A 23042-nucleotide genomic window follows, 5' to 3' on the forward strand; every position below is an offset into this window, starting at 1 on the left:
TGGATGGCAGCATGAAGCTTACCAAAGACTCTAACATTGAATTTTCCATGATGCAAAGATAAGATTTTTTTTCTTTCCCCACTATTTATCGGGTGAGCCGTTATATTGGTTGCCGGCAGTAAAAAATCCGTTGCTCTGAAATTACCATTAAATATTTACAGTCTAAGTTTCTGTTCAGACTCGCAGGAGATATGAATGTCTAAGCAAAATTTATTGCTGCTTGCTGAAAATATCTATTTTATGTTTCCGGTGTCAGTTCTTCACTTTTTTGTTTCTCAGCAACATTGACATGGCATGCTCGCTTTGACTTCCATGCTTAATGGGGTTAATTAGTGTAAATGTCAAGCTGTAGCGAGGTGTTCTATTTGTCTTGTGTTTATTGATATTTTACGGTTGGTATGTATAAATGATATAAAATAGCCTCTATTTATAATAATGTGTAATTATTTGTTTTGAATTTTATTAATTAACTTTTATAAGCATGTCATAAATTTAAGTTTTTTAGACATATTTTTATGTAGCCCTATGCAAGGCTTTGCTATTTTTGCAACAAGCTTTAAATCTATATGAAAAATCCGTTTTAACGGATAAACTGCTTGAATAATCTTTATTATAAATAAATTATTAACCTTAAGAAACAATAACTGCAATGAAAAAAACAATTCAAAAAGATGCTTTTTTCAAAAGGCATGAATGGTGGCGTAGCAGTAACCGCATGCTGCTGGTCTCAGGGTTGTCTGTTCTTATGCTTAGTGGAGCCGTTGTATCTCCGCCTATGGCAAATGCCGGTAATTCTGTCATTGAGCAGACCAAAAACTCGGTTAACAAGAAAAAAATTAGCGGAACAGTGATTGATGAGACGGGCATGCCGATGATCGGAGTGACGGTTCGTGTGCAAGGTACGTCGTCTGGCTATGCTACTGATCTTGAAGGCCGCTTTACACTTGACGTGCCGGAGAATGCCACTCTCGTTTTCTCTTATATAGGTTATGAAGACTACACGTTGAAGGTTGATTCGCGCAATGCCTACACCGTGAAGATGCAGACCGAGAACGAGGCACTCGATGAAGTGGTGGTGATAGGTTATCAGACCATCAAGCGCAGAGACCTCACAGGTTCTGTAGCTTCAGTAACAGGCGACGCCATCGCTTCTATGCCAGTTTCTAACATTGCACAGGCCATGCAGGGCAAACTGCCGGGCGTAAATATTACTTCACAGGACGGACGTCCTGATGCTTCGGTGTCTATTCGTGTGCGTGGTGGCGGTTCAATATCTCAAAGCAACGATCCGCTTATTCTTGTAGACGGTATTACAGTAAAGTCGCTCGACGACATTCCGTCAGATCAGGTTGAGAGCATTGACGTGTTGAAGGATGCCTCTTCTACCGCCATCTATGGTGCGCGCGGAGCTAACGGCGTAATCCTTGTGACTACAAAAGGCGCAAAGGAGGGCAAGGTGTCTGTGTCTTACAACGGATATGTAAAGTTTAATACTCCTACAAAATATCTTGAAACGCTTAATCCTTACGACTATCTGTCGTTCGTATGGGCAAATGCTGCCGCAAGCGGTGATGCCTACAGAGTTCCGTTCGAGAAACTTTATGGCATAGGCGAATATGCAGGAAACAATGCCGGAGGAATAGAGAGCTATCGCAACATCTCTCATTATGACATACAGAAAGACGTATATAACAGCTCGTTCTCTCATAACCATGACCTTACGCTGACAGGAGGAACAGACAAGACCAAGGTGCTGTTCTCTGCGAGTTATATGGATGAGGAAGGAATGAAGATAAACTCTTTCGCACGCCGTGCAAGTTTCTCATTCAAGGTAAATCAGAAACTTGGTAAGAACGTAGACATCAATCTCGATGCAAGATACTCGGATAAGCGTACCATGGGAGACGAGAAGACCACTGACGGTTCTGGCTCGCTTCTGTCATCATCTTACCGCTTCCGTCCTATCGCCACAGGCAATATCCTTGGTGACCTGAACGCCTTGCGCGAGGGCAACATGGAGATGTATGGCCGAAACTCACAGTGGGATACTTACAGCCCTGTTGCACGCATCGGCGACTATGAGCCTCTGTATATAAAGCAGCGTCTTCGCGGAACATTGTCCCTTAACTGGCGTATCATAGAAGGTCTTACTTATCACACAGACCTATCTTATAATAAAAAATGGGAAGAAGACAAAATATGGGGTGGTGCAATATTCAACAACTACCTGAACGATGCTACCGGCGAGAAACTTTATGCCGGTAATGTGGAATGGAGAAAAGGCAGCAGCTGGGGACTCCGTTGGACAAACACTATGAGCTACGATTTCAAGTTCTTGCCGCAGGAACATAAACTTAACATCCTGCTCGGTCATGAGGTTACTGATTCAGGAGGCGATGAAATAGAAATCGACGCAAGTCACTTCCCGTCAAACTTCAGCAAGGACAATGCTTTTGCCATGATAAACCAATATGACAAGGCTGCCGGAACAAGCAAGTTCTTCTCAAGTGTAGAAGTGCCTGAGCGCATCCTGTCTTTCTTTGGCCGTGCAAACTATACGCTTTTGGACCGTTATCTGTTCACGCTGACATTCCGTGCCGACGGCTCTTCTAAGTTCTCTCCCGATCACCGTTGGGGCTACTTCCCGGCAGCAGCTATCGGCTGGCGTCTGTCAGAAGAGCCCTTCATGAGAGGCACACGCGAGTGGCTCGACAATCTTAAGCTGCGCTTCTCTTACGGTAGTGTTGGTAACGACGGCATCAACTCTGATTTGTGGCTGCAGACATGGACTTCAGAAACCGACCTGAGATGGCAGTATAATCTTGGAAAGAAATATTTCTCTTCTTATGACCTGTCGTCTACTGAGATGGCCAACAAAGACCTGAAGTGGGAAACAACGATAACACGCAACATCGGTATCGACTTCGGTTTCTTCAACAGCCGTCTGTGGGGTTCTCTCGATCTGTATTGGAATACGACAAAAGACCTCCTTATGCTGACATCACTGCCGGGAATAACAGGATTTACGGCTACATACGACAACATCGGTCAGACCAGCAACAAGGGTATAGAATTGTCTCTCTCAGGAGTTGTCTATAAAGATAAAGACTGGAACATCACTGCCGGTATGAACATCAACTTCAACAAGGGCAATGTCGATAAACTTGCTGAGAACGTAACAGGACTTTACAGTTCGCAGTGGTGCGGAAGCAGCACATTCCCTGGCAACGATTATATCCTGCAGGAAGGCAGTCCGGTTGGTCTTGTCAGAGGCTACATCTATGAAGGCTTCTACACACCCGAAGACTTCAACTATGTCAACGGTCAGTATGTTCTTAAAGAGGGCGTTGCCGACCTCGGCTCGTTTATCAACCCTGTACACGGCATCGACCGTCCGGCAGGACAGAACGCTTATCCAGGTCTGCCTAAATACCGCGACATAGACAACAGCGGCGTTATTGATGAGGCCGACGTAGTTGTAATCGGCGACATGAATCCTGTTCATACTGGTGGTTTCAACATCAACGCCACATATAAGAATTTCGACTTTGGAATGTACTTCAACTGGAGTTACGGAAACGACATATACAACGTAAACAAAGTGGCTTCAATGTACTGTGCAAAAGAAGGCGGTGCTTATGAGAACAAGCTCTCGTTCGTAAACGGATGCTATAAAATATATGATATCGTAGACGGACAGCTGGTACATCTTACAACTCCCGAGCAGCTTAATGCTGCGAACGCAAACTCAACGTTGCCTCTGTGCTACAGCGAAAACGGAACTACATCAACGCTTGCTATCGAAGACGGTTCTTACCTGCGCCTCAACACTCTGACCTTAGGCTATTCTCTTCCGCAGAATCTGTTGCGCAAGGTTGGCATCAGCAAGCTCCGCTTCTATGGAACAGTATATAATCTGTTCACCCTCACCGGCTATTCAGGCCTTGACCCGGAGGTGAGCGCAGACACAGCTCATAATAACGCAAAATATCCTACTACGGGACTTGACTGGGGAACATATCCTCGTGCACGCTCGTTTGTAGTTGGTTTAAATCTTACATTCTGATAAAATAAAAAACAATAATCATGAAAAAAATAGCTATATATATATCAGCTTTGGCGCTGAGCCTTTCGTTTGTGCAGTGCAGTGATTATCTTGACACTTCATCGCCAGAGAATGCTGACGGCGGATTTGTGACATCTTCTACAACGGAAACATTTAAGGTCTTGTCGTGGTGCTATGCCGAATATCGCCAGAATTGTATTATGGGAGCTTATCGCTGGAACGACCCGATAGGTTCTGACTCTGAGACATATCCCGAGAGCGGATCTCTCAACAACTCTAACGCAAGGCTTCAGCCGGAGCAGTTGAGCATAGGTGCCGGCAACAGCGGATTTAACGGTCTGTACACAATCATTGCCCGCACTTCAGAACTGCTCTCTCTTCTCGACACAAAGCAGGCATTTATAGATGCCCGTGAGAAGGGGCAGGTAAACGACTGGACACATCTCTACGGTGAAGCTCTTACGATGAAGGCATTCTGCTATTTTGAACTTGTAAAGCATTATGGAGATGTGCCTTACGGATATGAGAACACAGCCGCCACTGATTATGAGCTTAATTCCCGTTTTGATATTTACGATAACGTGATAAGCATGCTAAAGGAGGCAGCTCCGCTGATGTATAAGCTGGGCGAAGGCAGCATAACAGCAGAGCGTTTCTCTCGCGGATTTGCTGAGGCTCTTTGCGGTATGGCAGCCCTTTATTCTGCAGGCTGGCAGACCGTGCGCACGGATGTTCCCGGACTCTATGGTGACGTTCAGCTCGAAACCAAGGGCAAGGAGGAGTATAAGAGTGTTTATGCACGCCGCACCGATTATCTCGACTATTACAAAATTGCCGAGTATTATCTTGATGAAGCTGTAAAGAACCGTGGAACGGCAACTCTTGTAACTGTTGACGACCGCGGATATGCCAACAATCCGTTCCAGCGTCATTTCCAGTATGCTCACGACCTGCAGATAAGTCCTGAATCAATATTTGAGGTAGGCAACATTCAGGGCGGACAGAGCGGCCAGACCACTTCGAGCGAATATCCTTATGCTTTCGGCCGTCCGTCTAACGGCGGTTCTAACCAGGCAGCTCCGTGTAAGTCGTTTGCAGCTCTGCGAGTTATCCCAACATTCTATTACGGTGAGTTTGAAGAAGGCGACAAGCGCCGTGACGCAAGCGTTACTGTTACCGGCAGCAATGGCGACGGCAACGAGGCCATGTTGCGCTTCACTCCAGGAAACAAGCTAGACGGCGGTATCGCCATCAACAAGTGGGACGAAAACAGAATGAATCCTCCGTACACCACATCACAGCGTATGTCGGGCATCAACTGGCCTGTGCTCCGCTTGGCCGACCTGCTGCTTATGCAGGCTGAGGTTAAGGCAGAACTTGGCAAGGACGGTGAGGCTCTGGCTATTGTCAACGACATACGCCGCCGTGCGTTCGGCGACGACAGTCATGCCATATCTGCTTCGGGTGAGGCTCTCAAAGAGGCCATCATGCAGGAGCGCAAGCTCGAGCTGCTCGGCGAAGGCACACGTCGCTGGGACCTTATTCGCTCAGGAAAATTTGTCGAGAGGGCTCTTGCCGTGCGTGCCGAAATGACTGAAATGGTGAACGACCTTCAGACAAAGGGATATCATGAGTTCAGCAACGGCAACGTTATATCAAACTATATCTGGGTGAAGAAGGTGCATTTGGATTCGCCTCTGACATACGATGCCGACAAGTCTAATCCTGCTTTGTATCCCGGATGGCGCGGACAGTTTGATTACAGAACAACCGACGTGGCCGACAAGGTGGTCGGCACAGACAACAACCTTGCTATAAAGGGACTCTTCGAATACATCGATCCGAACGGCGCTGAAGCCAAGGCACTCGAGGCCGACGGATATACGAAGACCGACTGGGGAGCAACAATTGTGAAGTATGCTGATCATTATTGCAACAGCAACCTTCTGCCTGGAGTGGCTGCCGGCAACGTTCCTCCACGTTACTATTGGCCTATGCCTTTCGAGGTGCTCAGCAAGTCGAAGGGTAAGATAACCAACGGTTATGGTCTTGCTCAGGAATAATATGAATAGTTGATGTGTTTTGTGGGCCGGCGGAGAGATTATGTCTGCCGGCCCTTTTCTTGGCTGACAACCAGTTTAAGCCAGGTATTTACGATCTTGGCTTTGCAAGGTTTATTTCTGATGAACTGTCAGGACATTTAAAATGCAATAGAATGATTATGAAAAAGAATATGATGGCTTGTGTGCTGCTTGCTCTTGCTGGTGTGCTTATGCCTGTCGGCAGCAGCGCGTCAGACGGCTTTGCCGACGAGAGCCGCAACACGGTAAGGATACTTGAGGGCGACAACTCTGACCCTTCGATAGTGAGATACGGAGATGCTTATTATCTCGTTCACTCCTCATTTGTGTACACTCCCGGACTTGTGGTGTATAAGTCGTACGACCTGGTCAACTGGACTTACTGTTCGACGGCACTCAACCATTTTGCCGGGGATGTGTGGGCACCCGACATCGTTGTGCACAACGGGCGGTTCTATATTTACTTTCCGACGCTGAGCAGCCATGGAAAGACAAGTATGGTTACATGGGCCGACAGTCCTGAAGGACCATGGAGCGATCCTGTTGACCTGAATGTGGGCGGTATTGACCCGGAGCATGTTGTTGACGGCGACGGCAGGAGATGGCTGCTTATGAGTTCGGGCGACATGTATCCGCTGACGGCCGACGGATGTAAGATAAGCGGAAAGCCTGTCAGCGTGTATAAGGGCTGGCCTATACCAGAAGACTGGGATATAGAAAGTTTTTCGATGGAGGGACTCAACGTAAAAAAGGTGGGCGACTATTACTATATGTTTGCCGCAGAAGGCGGCACGGCAGGACCGCCTACCAGCCACATGGTTGTGGAGGCACGCAGCAAGAGCGTGTTTGGTCCATGGGAGAATGCGCCGTTTAACCCGTTGCTGCGCACGCAGTCGAGAGATGAGCGGTGGTGGAGCAAGGGGCATGGTTCTGTCGTAGACACGCCCGACGGCAGGCTCTTCATGATATTCCATGCCTACGAGAACGGATTTCAGACGCTCGGGCGTCAGACCCTGCTGCGCGAACTGGAGCTGAAGGACGGGTGGCTGAGGCTGAAGGACGGCGACATATCCTTGCCTTTGCCTGCTGTGAAAAAGGTGTGGGGCATTGGCGACTTTGTATGGCAGACATGCCGTGAGAACGACATAAGAGAACGCTTTGACATAAAGCCAGGCAAGATTGTCATGAAGTCTAAGGGCAAGTCGCCGGCAGAAGGCTCACCGCTATTGGCCCGCACAAGTGCCCATAAATATGAGATAGAGGCATGCCTGACGCTGAAGGGCGATGGGGCATCGGCCGGATTGGTGGCTTATTATGACGAACGCTTCCATTTTGGCTACGGATTTAGCCGTGACGGCCTGCTGCGCTATCGCCGCGGACAAGTAAGCAGGGCTGTCTCCAAGTGTAGCGAGGCATGCCGGACCGGACGGCTATGGCTGCGCATGCGCAGCGACCATGACGTGCTCTCTGCATGGTATAGCGCCGACGGCAAGACATGGCATAAGTTTCCGTGGGGATTTGAGGTGTCGGGCGTGCATCATAATACGGTTTACGGATTTCTGTCACTTCGCCCGGGACTATATGCCGGTGGCGACGGAGAGGTTGAGGTTACTGACTTTAAGCTGACCGTGACTGACTGAAAGGCGTGTGTGTTTAATGATTTTAATTACTGAATAATATCTTTTTTATGAAGCGTTTTTGTTTAATCTTATTGTTGATTGCAGCCGTGGCATGCTCTGTGTCGGCCGCTGCAGTTGAGCGCTGGGGCAGATTTGAACTGGCGATGAAGGCCAAGACATCTGCCAATCCGTTTGACGTGGAGCTTACGGCAACATTCAGCGGACCTGACACAACGATGACCGTGAGCGGATTTTATGCCGGTAACGGTGTGTTCAAGGTGCGCTTTATGCCGAAGACTGTCGGCAAGTGGACTTATGTCACGCATAGCAGTCTGGAAGCTCTCGACTCTCAGCAGGGCAGTTTCGAGTGTGTAAGTCCTTCTGCCGGCAATCATGGTCCTGTCGTGGTGGACGGCCGGTATGCCTTTAAGTATGCCGACGGCACCCGCTATTACCCCATCGGCACCACGGCATACGACTGGATGCATGTGTCTGCCGATATGCAGAAGCTCACCGTGAAGTCGCTCAGCGAGGCTCGGTTCAACAAAATAAGGATGCTGCTCTTTGTGCAGAACTTTGATCCCGGCTATCCCGAGCCCGAACTTTTCCCCTTTGAGATAAAGAGCATAAAGAAGGACAAGTCTGGTAGACCCGTATATGAGTGGGACTACACACGCTTTAATCCTGCTTATTTTGACAATGTGGAGAAGTGTATCGACATGCTTGCTGAAATAGGTGTTGAGGCCGACCTGATATTGTTTCATCCTTACGACGACGGCCGCTGGAATTTCGACCGTATGCCGCAGGATGTCAATCTTCGCTATCTTCGCTATGTGGCTGCACGTGTCAGCTCTTTCCGCAATGTATGGTGGTCGCTGGCCAATGAGTATGATTTCTTCAGGCACTGGCAGCCGGAGGTGTGGGACGAACTTACGCGCGAGATAGTGAAGCACGACCCTTATTCGCATCTCTGCTCTATACACAGCCACACGGCAAAATACTATAAGTATTGGGAACCGGAGTACACCCATGCCAGCGTGCAGGACCAGGCACCGGTGGAGGGCTTCGGCCGTGCTGCCACGGTAAGGAATATATATAAGAAGCCCGTGATATTCGATGAGGTGTGCTATGAGGGCAATATGGACAACCGCTGGGGCAGCCTGAGCGGGCAGGAGATGCTCTACCGCATGTGGCAGGGCACTGTGGCCGGCACTTATGTTGGTCATGGCGAGTGCTATATGGACAGTCCTACTGACTATTCGCGCGACTTCCTTGCCATTGGCGGAACGTTCCAGGGCGAGGCATGGAAGCGTATAGGTTTTATGCGTGACATCCTTGACGCCATGCCTAATCCGCTGATGCTGAGCGACAGCAGCTGGGACCCATATACTTCCACGGCCGGCGAAAACTATTATATAATATATCTCGGCAAGGGGATTAAGCCTCGCTGGACTTTCGAACTGCCTGTTAAGAACGGTGTGTATCCGCGTCTTAAGGAGGGCGTAAGAATGAAGGTTGAGATTATTGACACATGGAATATGACCATAACCGAATGTCCGCAGGTGTTTGAAACAACTGCTCCCGTTGGCGACCGTGTCTATGACAAGAAACACGGCAGCGTGCGTCTTCCCGATGCTCCGTATCTTATGCTGCGCATAACGGCAGCAGAATAATGCCGGTTGCGTGATTTGCTGTTGGTGTACAGTATATATCTTGTGTCAGTAAAATTGTTATAACCCAAATCTGTTATTATGATTCTGTCTGTATTTTTGTTTTATATTGAGTGTGTTTTTGTTAGCTTTTTCGTAGACATAGCAGGCTATGTCAAGAAAAAGCTAACAAAAAGACGACAATAGTAACAACAAGACGGGCAGAAAGCATGAATGTACAAAATAGATAAAGCTATGTGCGGTCTAATGACAGATTTGGGTTTAACGAAAACTCATCACTCTTCACATTCGTGTGTATGTGGCTGATTTTCAGAAGAATACCGCGTGATGAGTTGTAGTCTGAACTCATCACGTATGGGGACAGACCATGAGGGCGTGACGAGTTGGCAAATCAACTCGTCACAGCGTAATTGCCTGATATTCAGCTTTCTACATTGTGATGTGACGAGTGATGAGTTTCTGTAAAAAACTTTTTAGTTGTGTATTTTGTAAAAGGCGGCATATTATAGCGTAAAAGACCGCCTTTCGCATCTCAATATGTGGTCTTTCGGCGTGCAGAATGATGCCTTTTGCATCATGTTACATTTACTTCGAAGATTTGTTTTTTACATGTTGGCGCGCCGTGCAGCTGTTGGTGCATATCCGTGGCGGCGTTGTCTAATATTTGGCAGCCATTCTCCAAAAGAAATGATAGAGCCTGAACAAGGGCTCCCATAGGCTCTCGCCGGGGAAGATGAGCATGAAGCGTGCGTCGCGCACAAGTCTCTGTATGTTCTTTTTCAGTTGACTTCCGCGGTATTTGTCTATGCGTTTGTCGTAGAAGCCGAAGTTGCCCGAGAGCATAATCTCGTTGAGCAGAAATCTGCCGAGCCGCTCGTCTGCCTTGACTATGAGATATTTGTCGTCGAGACAGAACACCTTCTGCATCACATACATCACCGCCGTGGCCATCTTATAAAGTCCGCAGCGCTTCAGCGTGCGTGTGTCTGCCTCCTGTTCGGCTGCCGTGAATCCCTGGCGCAGCACGTAGTAATAGTCTAAGAGCTGCTTTAGACCTATGCCCTCATGAAAAAAGTGGTTTGAGATGTGTGCCATCTGATATATGCGGTTGAATGCTGCAGTGGGCACGGCTATGCTACCGGCTCCGTCGGGCAGCTGCACAATGTTTGCAAACTGCTTGCCGGCGTTCTTGCTGAAATAGTCCTGCAGTCTGGCGTTGCTTATCAGATTGTTCATAAACTGAGGGCGGTAGTGCAGCTCAACGGTGGTTCCGCCATAGTCGGGAAAGTCAGTGTGGTGATAGCATCGCTTGCATCCAGGAGCCATATAGCCTACGGTCTTCATCACCTTCTTGTATCCTCCCTCTGCCCATATATCTATGTCGCCCGGCGTGCGCATGTGCGGGTCGGGGTAGAGCAGGGCGTTTCCCTGTCCTTTAAGCAGGCAAGTGCGGAGTCCTTTGCGCCTGAATGTTTCAGAAACTTTAGCTGCGTTGACGTTTACCTTTGTGTTGAGTTTGGCTATCTGGCGGCTTAGGGCAAACCATCTCATGGTCATCTCCTTTTTGGGCAGACATTCTTTTGGCAGACGGTTAATGCCATGGAAGATTACGCCCTGAAGGTTTTGTTCCTTGGCCATGCGGAACAGTATCGGCCAGTCGGCGGCAGTTATGCCTTCGGGAGCCGGCTGTGATTCGTCTATAGAAAACCGCAGAAGCTGAAAAAACTTTGATGTCATTGTGCTGCAATAAACGGGTTATTTGCATTTAGCGTACAGATCCTTCAGCGTTCCGCGTGCAACTCCGCTTCTTACGAGCTGGTCGAGCAGGGCTTTTGCCTCTCGCTTCCTGTCCATACTGATGAGCACTTCTGCCTTTGAAATGATGTAGTCTTGGTTGTCGGGCTCGCGTTTAAGCGCCTCGTTGTAGTCATACAGTGCCGTTTCGTATGAGCGCATCTCCTTCTCGAGTTCTGCTCTTGCGGCATAGACGACGCTGCTGTCTGGGAACATTTCAACAAGATTGTTGAACTCGTCCATGGCTTGTGCGTTGCGTTTCAGCTGAATGTATGTGTATGCCAGTCCGAGTCGTGCCTGCATGTTGCGCGGTGACATTCTCAGAAAGTCCTCATAGTCGTTTCTTGCCAGCTCATACCTGCGCATGTTATTGTTGGCGTAAGCTCTGAAGTAAAGTGCCGAAAGGTTCACCGTATCCTTTTTCAGAATAGCGTTGCATGTCTCGGCTGCGTCTTCCCATTCAAGCAGCTGAAGGTTGACGGCAGCTTTCTGCAGCAACAGGTCCGTAGAGTCGGGATGAAGATAAAGCTGGCTGTTTATTACAGATAAAGAATCACGCCATTGCTTTTGCGTCTGCGCCTTTAGGGCGGTGACGCCAAGCAATAGCGTGAGTATGCAGATAATTTTAATTTTCAATTTACTTATCTATGTTTATTGTTCTGACCGTTTTGCCGGAAATCAGTCTTCGTCTTTGTTCTCGGCGTCGATGGCCTTAATCTTTTCGCGTACAAGGTTCATGTCGTCCTTAAGCTTCTGAACCTTTCTGTTCATTTCGTCGATGAGGCTGTTGCCCTTCTTGCTCGAAGCGTTAAGGAATCCGAGGTTGTTCTCGTAGGTCTGAACTTCCTGCTTGATTGCCTCATAGCGGCGCATCAGGCGTGCACGTTCGTTGTCGAGAGCGTCAGCACCCTTCTCTGCAACGTTCTTCAGGTTGTTCTTGAACTTGTCGAGACGGCGGCGTGCCGTTGATATGTTAAGCTCTTTGTAAAGCTTGTCCAGTATGTCATGATACTCTTTGTAGAGCTTGTCTTTCTCCTTAAACGGAACGTGGCCTACAGCGTTGTATTCGTCGATAAGCTCGCGCACTTTGTCCTGTATGTTGTCTCCGGCATTCTCAGCCAGTGCTTTCAGCTGTTCTATTATGCCGCGTTTCTTCTCGAGGTTGGTGCGCTCCTCGTTGCGTGTGCCGGCATTGGCGCTGTTGCGTGCCTCAAAGAAGTGGTTGCATGCAGTGAGGAACTCGTTCCACAGCTTGTCGCCAAGTTTCTTAGGCACCATTCCTATGGTCTTCCATTCCTTCTGCAGGGCTATCAGCTTGTCGCTTGTCGACTTCCATTCGGTGCTGTCCTGCAGAGCCTTTGCCTGCTCGATGAGTGCTCTCTTCTTGTCGGCATTCTCAGCAAACTGCTGCTTCATGTTCTTGAAGAATTCAGCTTTCTTGCTGAAGAAGTCGTCGCAGGCAGCGCGGAAACGCTCAAAGATCTTTACGTTCATCTTCTGCGGAGCGAAGCCTATGGTCTTCCATTCAGCCTGTATGGCAATGATGTCCTTGGTCTTCTTCTCCCATTCGCCTGCGGTCTTTATTTCTTCCTTGGCTATTTCTTCAATTTTCTCGCACAGCGCGGTCTTCTTCGTGAGGTTGTCTTCCTCTTTTGCGCGCAGCGATTCGAAGTGCTGCTGATGGCGCTTGTTAATTATAGTAGATGCTGCCTTGAATCGTGCCCACACTTCCTCGCGCAGTTCTTTTGCAACAGGGCCGGTCTCACGGAACTCCTGATGCAGTTTCTGCAGCTGGTGGAATGCGCTTATCACGTCTTCCTCAGTGCCGAGCTTTTCGGCAGCCTCGCATATCTTTGTCTTTATTTCAAGATTCTTCTTGAAGTCGTATTCGCGTGCTTCGCTGTTTAGTTTCAGCAGGTCGTAATACTGCTCAACGTAGAGCTGATAGTTGCGCCACAGCTCGTTCGCCTTTTCTGCCGGCACGAGCTTGATCTCTTTCCACTCCTGCTGCAGCTTCTTGAAGTCCTGATATGATTTGTTGGCTTCTTCGGGCGAAGTAACCATAGCTTTAATCTTCTCGATGATGTCGAGCTTTTTCTTCAGGTTTTCCTGCTTTTCTTTTTCCTGCTCAAGGAACAGTTTGGCGCGTTTTTCCTTTATTACGCCCATCTCAGCCTTAAACACCTCTTCGTCTTCGTCAGGAAGCACTTTGTAGTTTGCCGGGTCGCCGCCTCCCTCAAGATATGCTTTCATGTCAGCTTCTCTTTCGGCAAAGTGAAGTTTGTAAAAGATTGTTTTGAGGTAATCTATTTCGCCTTTCTGAGGATGCTCGTCGCTGTGTGCGATTTCTTTCACCCTTTCTATTATTTCGCTTTTGCTTTTATATACTTTTTTCAGTGCGGCAGCTTCAGAACTTTCTGAGACAAATTCTCCTGTTTCGGTGGTGTCGGTTGTCACTTCTGCGTTGTTTTCATTGGCAGCGCAGTTTTCTTGCATGTTGTTATCGGTTAGTTCAACATTCATTTTCTCAGTGTTCTCTTGGCTGAGTGTCTTTTCTTGAGAGTCCATCATATAACTTTTTATTCGTTCATGAATTGATTTTCAGGTAAAACCTTAGGTGTGCAAACTTAATTAAAAATATTGTAAATACCTAATAAATTTGGAAAAAAACGTTTTTCTTGGGTTAAATGAGCCTTTTGTGGCGGAAAATCCACCATGATATGCCTGAAATGAGCACGGATACTATTATGGCTATCACGAAGCCGTATTTCCATTGTTCCATGCCGTTTATGAGGTTCATTCCGAGCAGGCTGGCTATGAGCGTGGGGAACATCAGGATAATCGACACTGATGTGAGCGTACGTATCACGGTGTTCATGTTGTTGTTGATGATACTCGAATATGTGTCCATGGTAGATTCGAGAATGTCAGAGTATATGTTTGTGGTTTCGCGCGCCTGGCTCATCTCGATGTTTACGTCCTCAATCAGGTCGGCGTCGAGTTCGTCCACCTGCAGCTTGAACTTCAGCTTTGCCAGAAGGTTCTCGTTGCCGCGGATGGATGTGATGAAGTAGGTCAGCGAATCTTGCAGTCTTGACAGGCCTATAAGCGACTCGTTGTTCACTTCCTTGTCAAGGTTGCGCTTTGATTTTTCAATCAGGCTGTTTATCTGCTTCAGCCGTTTCAGATACCATACGGCCGAAGAGAGGAACAGGCGGAAAATCATGTCGACGTAGTCGGTGAAGCCCTCGCCGCGCTTCTGCTGATAGCTCACGAAGTCTATCATCATGTTTGTTTCGTGAAAGCACACCGTGATGGTTACGTCGCGCTTGTGTATTATGCCGAGCGGCACGGTGGTGTAGGGCGTTCTCGATCTGATTTCCTTTACAAAAGGTATACGCAGGATTATGAGCATCCAGCCGTCATCGTATTCATAACGGGCACGCTCATCATTATCGCTGATGTCAGAAAGGAAATAATCGGGAATCTTAAATTCATTTTCAAGAAGACGCTGGTCTTCTTCCGTCGGGCATGTCACTTGTATCCAGCAGTTAGGCTCCCACTCGCCAATCTGCCTAAGGCCTTTGGTTGTGTTCCAATATGTTCTCATTTGCTAATCCTCCGAAACGGTTATGACTGCACGGCGGTCAGCATCAATGAGCAAACCTCCGCGCCTACAAGTTCATATTTTCCGCGTAATAATCGTCCATGAATAAATTAAAATTTCTGTTTTGCGGTGCAAAGATACTGCAAGTTGGGCTAATCTCAAAATAAAAATGAATGAAATGAATTTTAATTTTGTATTTAAATTGTGTTACAATGGCTTGTTGCGTTTCTTTGTTCGGTTTTTGTCGTGTTGGTTGAGCTTATGTAAATTAAACCAAGGCTCTATAGCCTTTTTGTCGGCGTATAGAGCCTTGAGGCCCCAATCGGTCATTCTGCAGCATGTGTTTTAATCCTATTAGCAGTCTGATGCTTTCTCTGTCTTGTTCTTTTATATTGGCTTCATGCCGTCTGATGTTTTGTTTGTTTGGCCGTCATTTCAGCTAAAATTCAGACGATAATAGGCTCAATAGATAACATTGATTCTGCCGAATACTGATGACCAATTGGGGCTGAGCTGTCATTTTGTGTTGACTGTATGTGTAGTGTCGGTCTATTCGGGCAATATCGAGACGGATATCGGCGCATAGTCGGATGGCGAGAAGCGGTTCAGTTGCTTCGATGCGGTGTACGTGCCGCGGAAGTTGGTCAGTCCGCCAAAGTTATACAATACTCCGTTTACACATTCCGTTTCGCCTGTCCAGCTGAATGTGCCGAGCATCTTCAGCGGTTGCGGGTTGCTGCTGCCTGTCTCGTAGCGTACTACTGAGCCGTCGCTCAAGGCATAGATATAGCCGCCGGCAACGCCGATGAAACTGAAGTCGGAGGCGAGCGAGTCGGCAGGGGCACAGCGTTGCGCCGTCAGTTTGTTGCCGTCTATCATGTATGCCGTGTGCCGGCTGTCGTCCAGCAGCCATGTGTTGCCCCTGCCGTCAGATGTGGTGCGTGTGCTTTCGCCGAATGTCGTGCCGTGTGCTGTTTTGCCGTCTGCCGTGGCTGTTATGTTGCCGTTGCTGTCTTTGTCAAGTCTGTATGCGCAGATGTGGGTGTCGGTTACTGCATAGACGATGTTGGCACTTATGTTGGCGGCTTTTACTTCTCCGTTATGCGTGGCGGCAAAGTTCCATTTTCCTGATGCGAGATAATATATTCCGCCGTCACCTATGATTACGGGTGTGCCGTTCCAGCATGCGCCCTGACCGCTGACGGGCATGTCGGCGTATGTTTTTTCGGCGCCTGTCGCCGTGTCGTATGAGCGCAGCTCGTTGGTCGTCACGGTCTGTTCATATCCCAGGTTGGTCTTTTCCACTATGCCTCCGCCCATGTATATAGTGGTGCCATCGGTGAAGTGGGTGGTGGCAGAGCCACTGTTGCCCAGTTCGCCAAGTTCTTTGTAGACGATGTTCTGCTTTACGCGCAGCGTGTTTACAGAGGCTTCGCCTGCAATAGAGAATTTGCCTTTGGCCTCGCCGTCGGCATTCAGGATGACATAAGGGCATGCCTCATATTCCTGACCTTTCTTTATATACACGATAGGTTCCTTTTCGGGATAGGTGGCGTCGGGATCAGTGAAGCTGAAACTGCTGCCGCTCACTATCCCCAGCTGCTGCATGCTGCTTTCAGACGAGCGTCCGTTGTATATCTTTACATACACTTTGCCGTCGCGGTAGCAGGCAGATGTCAGCACCACTCCCGTAGCCTCGCTCTCTGCTGCCGGCTGTTTCACCACAATCTGCATAGAGTCTGCCGCGGCGCGTGTGCCGGCCGCGTTGCTCAGGCGTATGTAGCCTATGCGCTCTTGTCGGGTGATGTTGCGTGCAGCAATAATCTTTACGTTCTCGCCGCCTTTGCCTCCCATCTGCGACAACTGCAGCCAGTCGGCTGACGATTCTGCCTCCCAGGGCTGTGCCGTGGGTATGGTTACGTCGGCTTGTTGGCCTTCTGCCGACAGGCTGACAATGCCGTTGTCGGGAATAATTGGGTCGGGGTCAGGGCCGGGCGACAGTTCTTCGTCGCTGCTGCATGATAATGTCAGTGGAAGAGTGCATGCCATGATGCACCATAGTGATAGTTGATAAAAGTTTTTCATTGCTTTATATTTTTTATTAACGATTGCATGTCGCGAAAATATAAAGTCTTTGTGTCCTGCATTTCACGGCTTTCCGTGATTTTTTATTTACATGTGCAATAGGTGTTGTGGCTCTTTTTATATCTTGTAGCGCATCAGTTTATGGCGTGTTGTCGTCGTTGCAGGTTGATGTATGCCATATAAATTTTAGACATTGTGTATCGTCTTGAAAATCAGTTGGTTATGGCTGCGCTTGCAAAAGATGCCCTTTTGTCTTCCGAAAGACGGTCTTTTAGCCTCTGAAAGATGCCCTTTTGCAGTGCGTTTTGTGGCCTTTTGCAAATCGGCTGTGTGCATCGTCATTAATTTGTCGTGCCGGCATGATTTTCCTCTTCTTGTCGTGTGGCGTGTTTATGGCGTTCTTATGCAAGGTGCTGCAACAGAAAAGGCGGAAGGTTCGGGGCTCATTTTGCCCTTTGCCTTCCGCCTTCAGCATGTATTAGGTTTGTGTAATTTTTATCGTTTCTGCTAAAATTATTTAGCCGGAATCTCTTCGAGAGTCTTTACGAGCAGATCCCAGAACTTGGTTGTTGACGGCCAGTGGGCACGCTCTGTCGGAGTGTGGGGCGACAGCAGTGTCGGACCGAACGAGCAGATGTCGAGACCCGGATATTTAGACAGGATGATGCTGCACTCCAGTCCGGCATGAACCACCTGAACTGTCGGCTCCTCGTTGAACAGGTTCTTGTAGATGTTGCGCATAACCTTGATCAGCTCGCTGTCGGTGTTGGGGTCCCATCCGCCGTAAGCGCCGCTGAACTCAACCTTCATTCCGGCCATGTTGAAGCAGCTCTCGAGCGATGTTGACAGATCCTCTTTCATTGTCTCGCTTGAACTGCGGGCAAGAATCTTGATGGCAGCCTTGCCGCCGTCGATGTCAACTATTGCAAGGTTAGATGATGTCTCTACAATTTCAGGCATTGTGGGGATATAGCGCCATACGCCGTTGTGTGCTGCGTAGATGGCGTCAACCAGGTTGTCCTGAATTTCCTGCGGCACGATCATTTCAGGCAGTGCTACGTCCTCGGCCACAACCTCGATTTCGCTCTCTATGCCTTTGTATTCGTTGTTGAATGTCTCCTTATATTCGGCAACGATAGCCTTCAGGTCTTCAACGTTCTCTTTCGGCAGAGTGAGCACTACTTCAGCTTCGCGCGGAATGGCGTTGCGCATGTTTCCGCCGTGCCAGCTTGCCAGGCAAGCCTCGTCTTCTGCTATAGCCTCGCGTACTATTCTTACCATCATCTTGTTGGCATTGCCGCGGCCTTCGCATATTTCCAGACCAGAGTGTCCTCCCTTCAAACCCTTTATTGTTATTTTAACGGCTGCGTCTGTCTTGTCGCTTTCAGCCTCCTGATAGTCGAGAGTGGCTGTAATGTCAACGCCGCCGGCGCTTCCTATGATGAGCTCGCCTTCCTGTTCGGTGTCGAGGTTGAGCAGAATCTCACCCTCAAGTTCGCCTCCGGGCAGTCCGTTTGCTCCGTACATGCCTGTTTCCTCGTCGGCTGTTATCAGTGCCTCGATAGGTCCGTGCTTCAGGTCTTTAGCCTCCATCACAGCCATGATGGCAGCCACGCCCAGACCGTCGTCGGCTCCGAGAGTTGTGCCTTTAGCCCTTACCCATTCGCCGTCGATGTAAGTTTGTATCGGGTCAGTCTCAAAGTTATGAGTACTTGTCTTTTCTTTTTGTGGAACCATGTCCATGTGTGCCTGCAGAATCACCGTCTTGCGGTTTTCCATGCCGGGTGTGGCGGGCTTGCGCATAACGATGTTGCCTGCCTCGTCTTTAAATGCTTCAACGCCTGTGTTTTTTGCGAAGTCGAGCAAGAACTGCTGAACTTTCTCCAGATGTCCTGACGGACGTGGAACCTGTGTCAGTGCATCAAAGTTTCTCCAGATGCACTCCGGTTTGAGATTTTTAATTTCGCTCATAGTCATTATAGATTAAATTGTTATCAGGTCAGTCCCTCAGCACCGTATGCCGGCACTTCGGTATGTCCATATTTATTGTTATATGTTTGCCGAAATCTGTGTTTCCGCCGTATGTGCGGCGTGTCTCTTCTTGGTGAATGCCAGCGCTGCCCATCCGTATATGCCGAGCAGTATGACCAGCATGGTCTGCACCGTGTGTACTATCAGCACAAAGTAGAGGGCGTTAGTGTCGCTCACGCCGTAGAGGATGAGCATGGTCTTCACGGCAAAATGCCACGGACCGGCTCCGTTAGGCGTTGGGACAATCACTGCAATGCTGCCCACCACAAACGTTACAAGGGCGCACTGGAAGCCCAGCGATGACGTGAAGTCGAAGCAGAAGAACGTCAGGTAGTAATGCAGAAAATAGCTTACCCATATCCCAAGAGTGTAAAATATGAACAAGGGAACGTTCTTTACGCTTTTCAGCGATATCACTCCCTGCCATATTCCGCCCATGGTGGCTTTCACCTTATTATATATTGAGAGCTTTTTTAGCAGTATGTGGATCAAGAAAATTGCGGCTATGGCGCATGCTGCGGTTACGATATAGCCTGTGGTTGAGAACCGGTTGATGATAGAATCCATGCTTGTTCCGGTCTTTGAGAAGAATGTCGTGAACACTCTCATCTGCATCAGCAGTGTCAGCATGGTGACAAACAGCATGAGCAGCGTGTCGATGGCTCTTTCGGTAACAACGGTTCCGAGAGCTTTCGGAAACGACACGCCGTCGTATCTCTTGAGCACTCCGCAGCGTGTGAACTCTCCGATGCGGGGTATTACGAGGCTTGCTGCATAAGAAAGGAATATCGAGTTGACCGACGTTGAACTTCTGGGATATTCGCCGACAGGCTCAAGCGTCTGTCGCCATCTCCATCCGCGGAACATCTGGGCAAGTATGCCGAACGGGAACGACAGCAGCATCCATGTCCAGCTCATCTCGTTGATGAGTATGTTCTCGATGCTTCTGAAGTCGAAGTCGCGGTACATCCAATAGAGTATCGCCCCGCCGAACAGCAGCGGAAATGCTATTTTGAGTATGTTGTTTACTGTTTTTCTTGTATTCACGCTTGCCAAATGTTTTCTTTCCAGACCGCGCAGAGCCTTGCTTAAGCCTTGTGGCTTGCTGTCGACCCATGCCTCATTCGGTCTGCCGCATGCATTATTGTCTATGCAAACTTACAATTTTTTTTTCAAAATACGCGTCTTGACACTAAAGAATTATAATTTCTTTAGAGCTTTTTTGCCGTTGTGTGCGGTATGTGTGTACGCTTGTTGCTGTAAGGTGTATGGTTTATTGCCCTGAAGCACACTTTTTTATGTGAAACGGAGGCTTAGTCTTGGGTGCAGGTGTTCAGCTGAAATACATGGTCGTTCATCACAAATCTGCCGCCGAAGTCTGTCATCCGGCTCCTTCTGTTTCCGTATCTTTTCTTGAGATATGCCGCAATGGTCCTGTCGTTATGCTTGTCCGCGCAGATCCATATTCGGCTAAGGCTATTGTAGCGGCATGGCAGCTTGCCGTATCATGAGTTTGTTTTGCTTGATGATTTTGTGCAGTTCCCGGTGGCAACGGTATTGCAGTGGCTGTCATATTGGCTTTCATGGTGGAGGGTGTGCAGATGTATGCCTTTTGTAAAGATAAGAGGAAAATGCATGGACGGAAAGTTTCTATGTTTTGTTTGGTCTTGTCTGGTGATGATATCTTTTGCCCGGTACATGCCATAAACTTGGCAGACATATCGCAGACATGCAGATAAATTGTTGCAGGAAAACGCCTTTGTAACGATATTTTATTATCATTTTAATATGTAATACAGCGGCAATGTTGGATAATAGTTATATTTTTGCAAAATAAATTAATATAAGTGTTATTGCTGTTGCAGCGCCGGCCGTATGCCGTATTTGCCGCAGTGCCGGCCATGATGCATGCAACAGGGACATGAAAACGGACAAACAATAATCAAAGAAGTAGGAGTTATGGCCAAGAACAAAAAGGAGAAACGTTATATTGAGCGTGATGTAAGCTGGATGTATTTTAACCATCGCATACTTCAGGAGGCTCAGAAGGAAAACATACCATTGCTTGAAAGACTCTCATTTTTGGGTATTTATTCTAACAACCTCGACGAGTTTTTCCGTGTACGCATGGCTTCGCTCAGCCGTCTGCTTGAGTCTGACAATAAGGAAGTGCGCAGACAGCACGACACGATACGCAAGACCATGGCGAAGATAAACAAGCTCAACTCTGCCTACAGCCAGGAGTACACCTCGGCTATAGACCATGTGTTCGACTGCCTGGAGAAGCATAACATAAGAATGCTTGACGAGACGCAGCTGAACGATGAGCAGAAAAGATTTCTGACAAACTTCTTTCACGAGCGCCTTAACGGCTACACAAACCCTATATGGTATTCGGAGATAGGCGAGATAGGGCAGCTTGAGGACAACCGTATTTATCTTCTTGTCAGAAAGACCGACATAACGAGCGGTTCGTCGCGCCCGAAGAGCAGTCTGGCCATAATAAAGGTGCCCGACAGGGAGAACGGACGCTTTATCAAGTTGCCGTCGTCAGACGGCTTCGACAATATAATGTATCTCGACGATGTGGTTAGATACTGCCTTCCGCTGATATTCATCGGCTTCAAGCCGGCCGTATTTGAGTCGTATTCGTTTAAGTTTACAAAGGACGCAGAGATGGAGATGGACAACGACTCCGACTACGGCGTGCTTGAGAAAATTGCCAAGGGCGTGAGCAGCCGCAGGCACGGCGAGCCCGTGAGGCTTATCTACGACAAGAGCATGCCCAAGGAGATGAAGAAGAAACTGATGAGCAAGCTCAACGTGAGCAAGCTCGATGTGTCTTTGGGCAGCAGCCGTTATCAGAACCACAAGGACTTGATGGGATTCCCCGACTGCGGCCACGACGAACTGAAATATCCGAAGTGGGCTCACGTGATGAAGCCTGAATTCCTTGCTCAGGAGAGCATCCTTGACCAGATACGCCGCAAGGACCTCTTCATCCATGTGCCGTATCACTCGTTCGACGGGTATATCCGCCTGCTGCGTGAGGCAGCGCTGAAGCCGGAGGTTAAGACGATAAAGACCACATTGTACCGACTGGCCAAAGACTCAAAGGTGGTTAAGGCACTGATATGCGCCGCACGCAACGGCAAGAAGGTTACGGCCGTGGTTGAGCTTCTTGCCCGTTTCGACGAGGAGAGCAACATACGCTGGAGCAAGCGCATGCAGGAGGAAGGCATAAACGTGATATATGGCGTGGAGGGACTTAAGGTTCACTCTAAGCTGCTCTATATAGAGTCGACCAAAGGCAGCATTGCCTGTGTGGGTACGGGCAACTTCCATGAAGGCAACGCCAAGGTGTACACCGACTATCTGATGATGACGGCGCGCAAGAGTATCGTGGCTGAGGTTAAGAAGGTGTTCGACTTTATCGACCGCCCGTTCTCGCAGTTCAGGTTCAGAGAGCTTATGGTGTCGCCAAACTCGATGAAGACAAGGATAATAAGTCTTATCGACAAGGAGATAAAGAATGCACGCTCGGGCCGCGAGGCATGGATAAAGATGAAGATAAACCATATAACCGAGCCGGACGTTGTAGAGAAACTTTATGCCGCGTCGAAGGCCGGCGTGAAGATAGACATCGTGCTCAGGGGCAACTGTTCGCTCGTAACAAGCCGTCAGGGACTTTGCGGCAACATGCATGCCGTGGGTATAATAGACCGCTATCTGGAGCATTCGCGCATACTGATATTCGGCAATGCCGGCAATCCGAAGTTCTTTATCGGCAGTGCCGACTGGATGCCGCGCAACCTGCTCAACCGCATCGAGGTGATGGCTCCGGTTTATGACGAGGACATGAAGAAAGACCTTATGCGCACGGTTGACTACGGACTGCGCGACACCACCAACGGACGCATCGTGGACGGCAGCGGAGCAAACGTGATACAGGAGGTTGAAGACGGCCGCCCGTTCCGCTCGCAGGAGGAGCTTTACAACGCATATATGGCTGAAGCCAGGGCTGCCGGTCAGGGCGAATGATTTCGGGCTGTTTCCAAAAGGTGGCATTTTGGCCTGTAAAAGGTGCCC

12 protein-coding genes are annotated in these 23042 nt (G+C 48.7%); 5 read left to right on the forward strand and 7 right to left on the reverse strand.

Annotation, left to right across the window (positions count from 1 at the left end):
• Positions 1–775 precede the first annotated feature (775 nt).
• The 4 genes from ACZMIG_RS05475 (at position 776) to ACZMIG_RS05490 (ending at position 9439) form a co-directional block, all read left to right on the forward strand.
• Positions 776–4066, forward strand: coding sequence for a SusC/RagA family TonB-linked outer membrane protein (locus ACZMIG_RS05475; RefSeq protein WP_418874841.1), 3291 nt, complete (start codon positions 776–778; stop codon positions 4064–4066).
• Between the two features lie 20 nt (positions 4067–4086).
• Positions 4087–6129, forward strand: a complete 2043-nt coding sequence (locus ACZMIG_RS05480) for a RagB/SusD family nutrient uptake outer membrane protein (RefSeq protein WP_487889213.1) — start codon at positions 4087–4089, stop codon at positions 6127–6129.
• A 209-nt stretch (positions 6130–6338) separates the two neighbouring features.
• The gene (locus ACZMIG_RS05485) at positions 6339–7787 is read left to right on the forward strand and encodes a family 43 glycosylhydrolase (protein WP_487889270.1); all 1449 of its coding nucleotides are present in this window, start codon (positions 6339–6341) and stop codon (positions 7785–7787) included.
• 47 nt (positions 7788–7834) lie between these two features.
• Positions 7835–9439 carry a DUF5060 domain-containing protein gene (locus tag ACZMIG_RS05490; RefSeq protein ID WP_487889214.1) on the forward strand — a complete coding sequence of 535 codons (1605 nt, stop codon included), beginning with the start codon at positions 7835–7837 and terminating at the stop codon, positions 9437–9439.
• A 654-nt stretch (positions 9440–10093) separates the two neighbouring features.
• Here the strand turns inward: ACZMIG_RS05490 and ACZMIG_RS05495 are convergent.
• The 7 genes from ACZMIG_RS05495 to ACZMIG_RS05525 all read right to left on the reverse strand — a co-directional run bounded on the left by ACZMIG_RS05495 (position 10094) and on the right by ACZMIG_RS05525 (position 20000).
• Positions 10094–11173 (reverse strand): nucleotidyltransferase domain-containing protein, encoded by a 1080-nt coding sequence (locus ACZMIG_RS05495; protein WP_418874818.1) that lies wholly within the window; start codon positions 11171–11173, stop codon positions 10094–10096.
• Between the two features lie 18 nt (positions 11174–11191).
• Positions 11192–11866, reverse strand: a complete 675-nt coding sequence (locus ACZMIG_RS05500) for a tetratricopeptide repeat protein (protein ID WP_418874817.1) — start codon at positions 11864–11866, stop codon at positions 11192–11194.
• A gap of 42 nt (positions 11867–11908) precedes the next feature.
• Positions 11909–13753 (reverse strand): DUF349 domain-containing protein, encoded by a 1845-nt coding sequence (locus tag ACZMIG_RS05505; protein WP_418874839.1) that lies wholly within the window; start codon positions 13751–13753, stop codon positions 11909–11911.
• A 160-nt stretch (positions 13754–13913) separates the two neighbouring features.
• The gene (locus tag ACZMIG_RS05510) at positions 13914–14840 is read right to left on the reverse strand and encodes a magnesium transporter CorA family protein (RefSeq protein ID WP_021855035.1); all 927 of its coding nucleotides are present in this window, start codon (positions 14838–14840) and stop codon (positions 13914–13916) included.
• 546 nt (positions 14841–15386) lie between these two features.
• Complete coding sequence (locus ACZMIG_RS05515; protein ID WP_418874816.1) at positions 15387–16922, reverse strand: BACON domain-containing protein; 1536 nt, start codon at positions 16920–16922, stop codon at positions 15387–15389.
• 513 nt (positions 16923–17435) lie between these two features.
• Positions 17436–18893, reverse strand: a complete 1458-nt coding sequence (locus tag ACZMIG_RS05520) for an aminoacyl-histidine dipeptidase (RefSeq protein WP_303053665.1) — start codon at positions 18891–18893, stop codon at positions 17436–17438.
• A gap of 78 nt (positions 18894–18971) precedes the next feature.
• Positions 18972–20000 carry a lysylphosphatidylglycerol synthase transmembrane domain-containing protein gene (locus ACZMIG_RS05525; RefSeq protein WP_021855031.1) on the reverse strand — a complete coding sequence of 343 codons (1029 nt, stop codon included), beginning with the start codon at positions 19998–20000 and terminating at the stop codon, positions 18972–18974.
• A 912-nt stretch (positions 20001–20912) separates the two neighbouring features.
• On the opposite strand from ACZMIG_RS05525, the gene ACZMIG_RS05530 reads away from it, so the two are divergent.
• Complete coding sequence (locus ACZMIG_RS05530; RefSeq protein ID WP_482683256.1) at positions 20913–22994, forward strand: RNA degradosome polyphosphate kinase; 2082 nt, start codon at positions 20913–20915, stop codon at positions 22992–22994.
• The last annotated feature ends 48 nt before the right edge of the window (positions 22995–23042 follow it).

The organism is Xylanibacter sp., assembly GCF_057607445.1.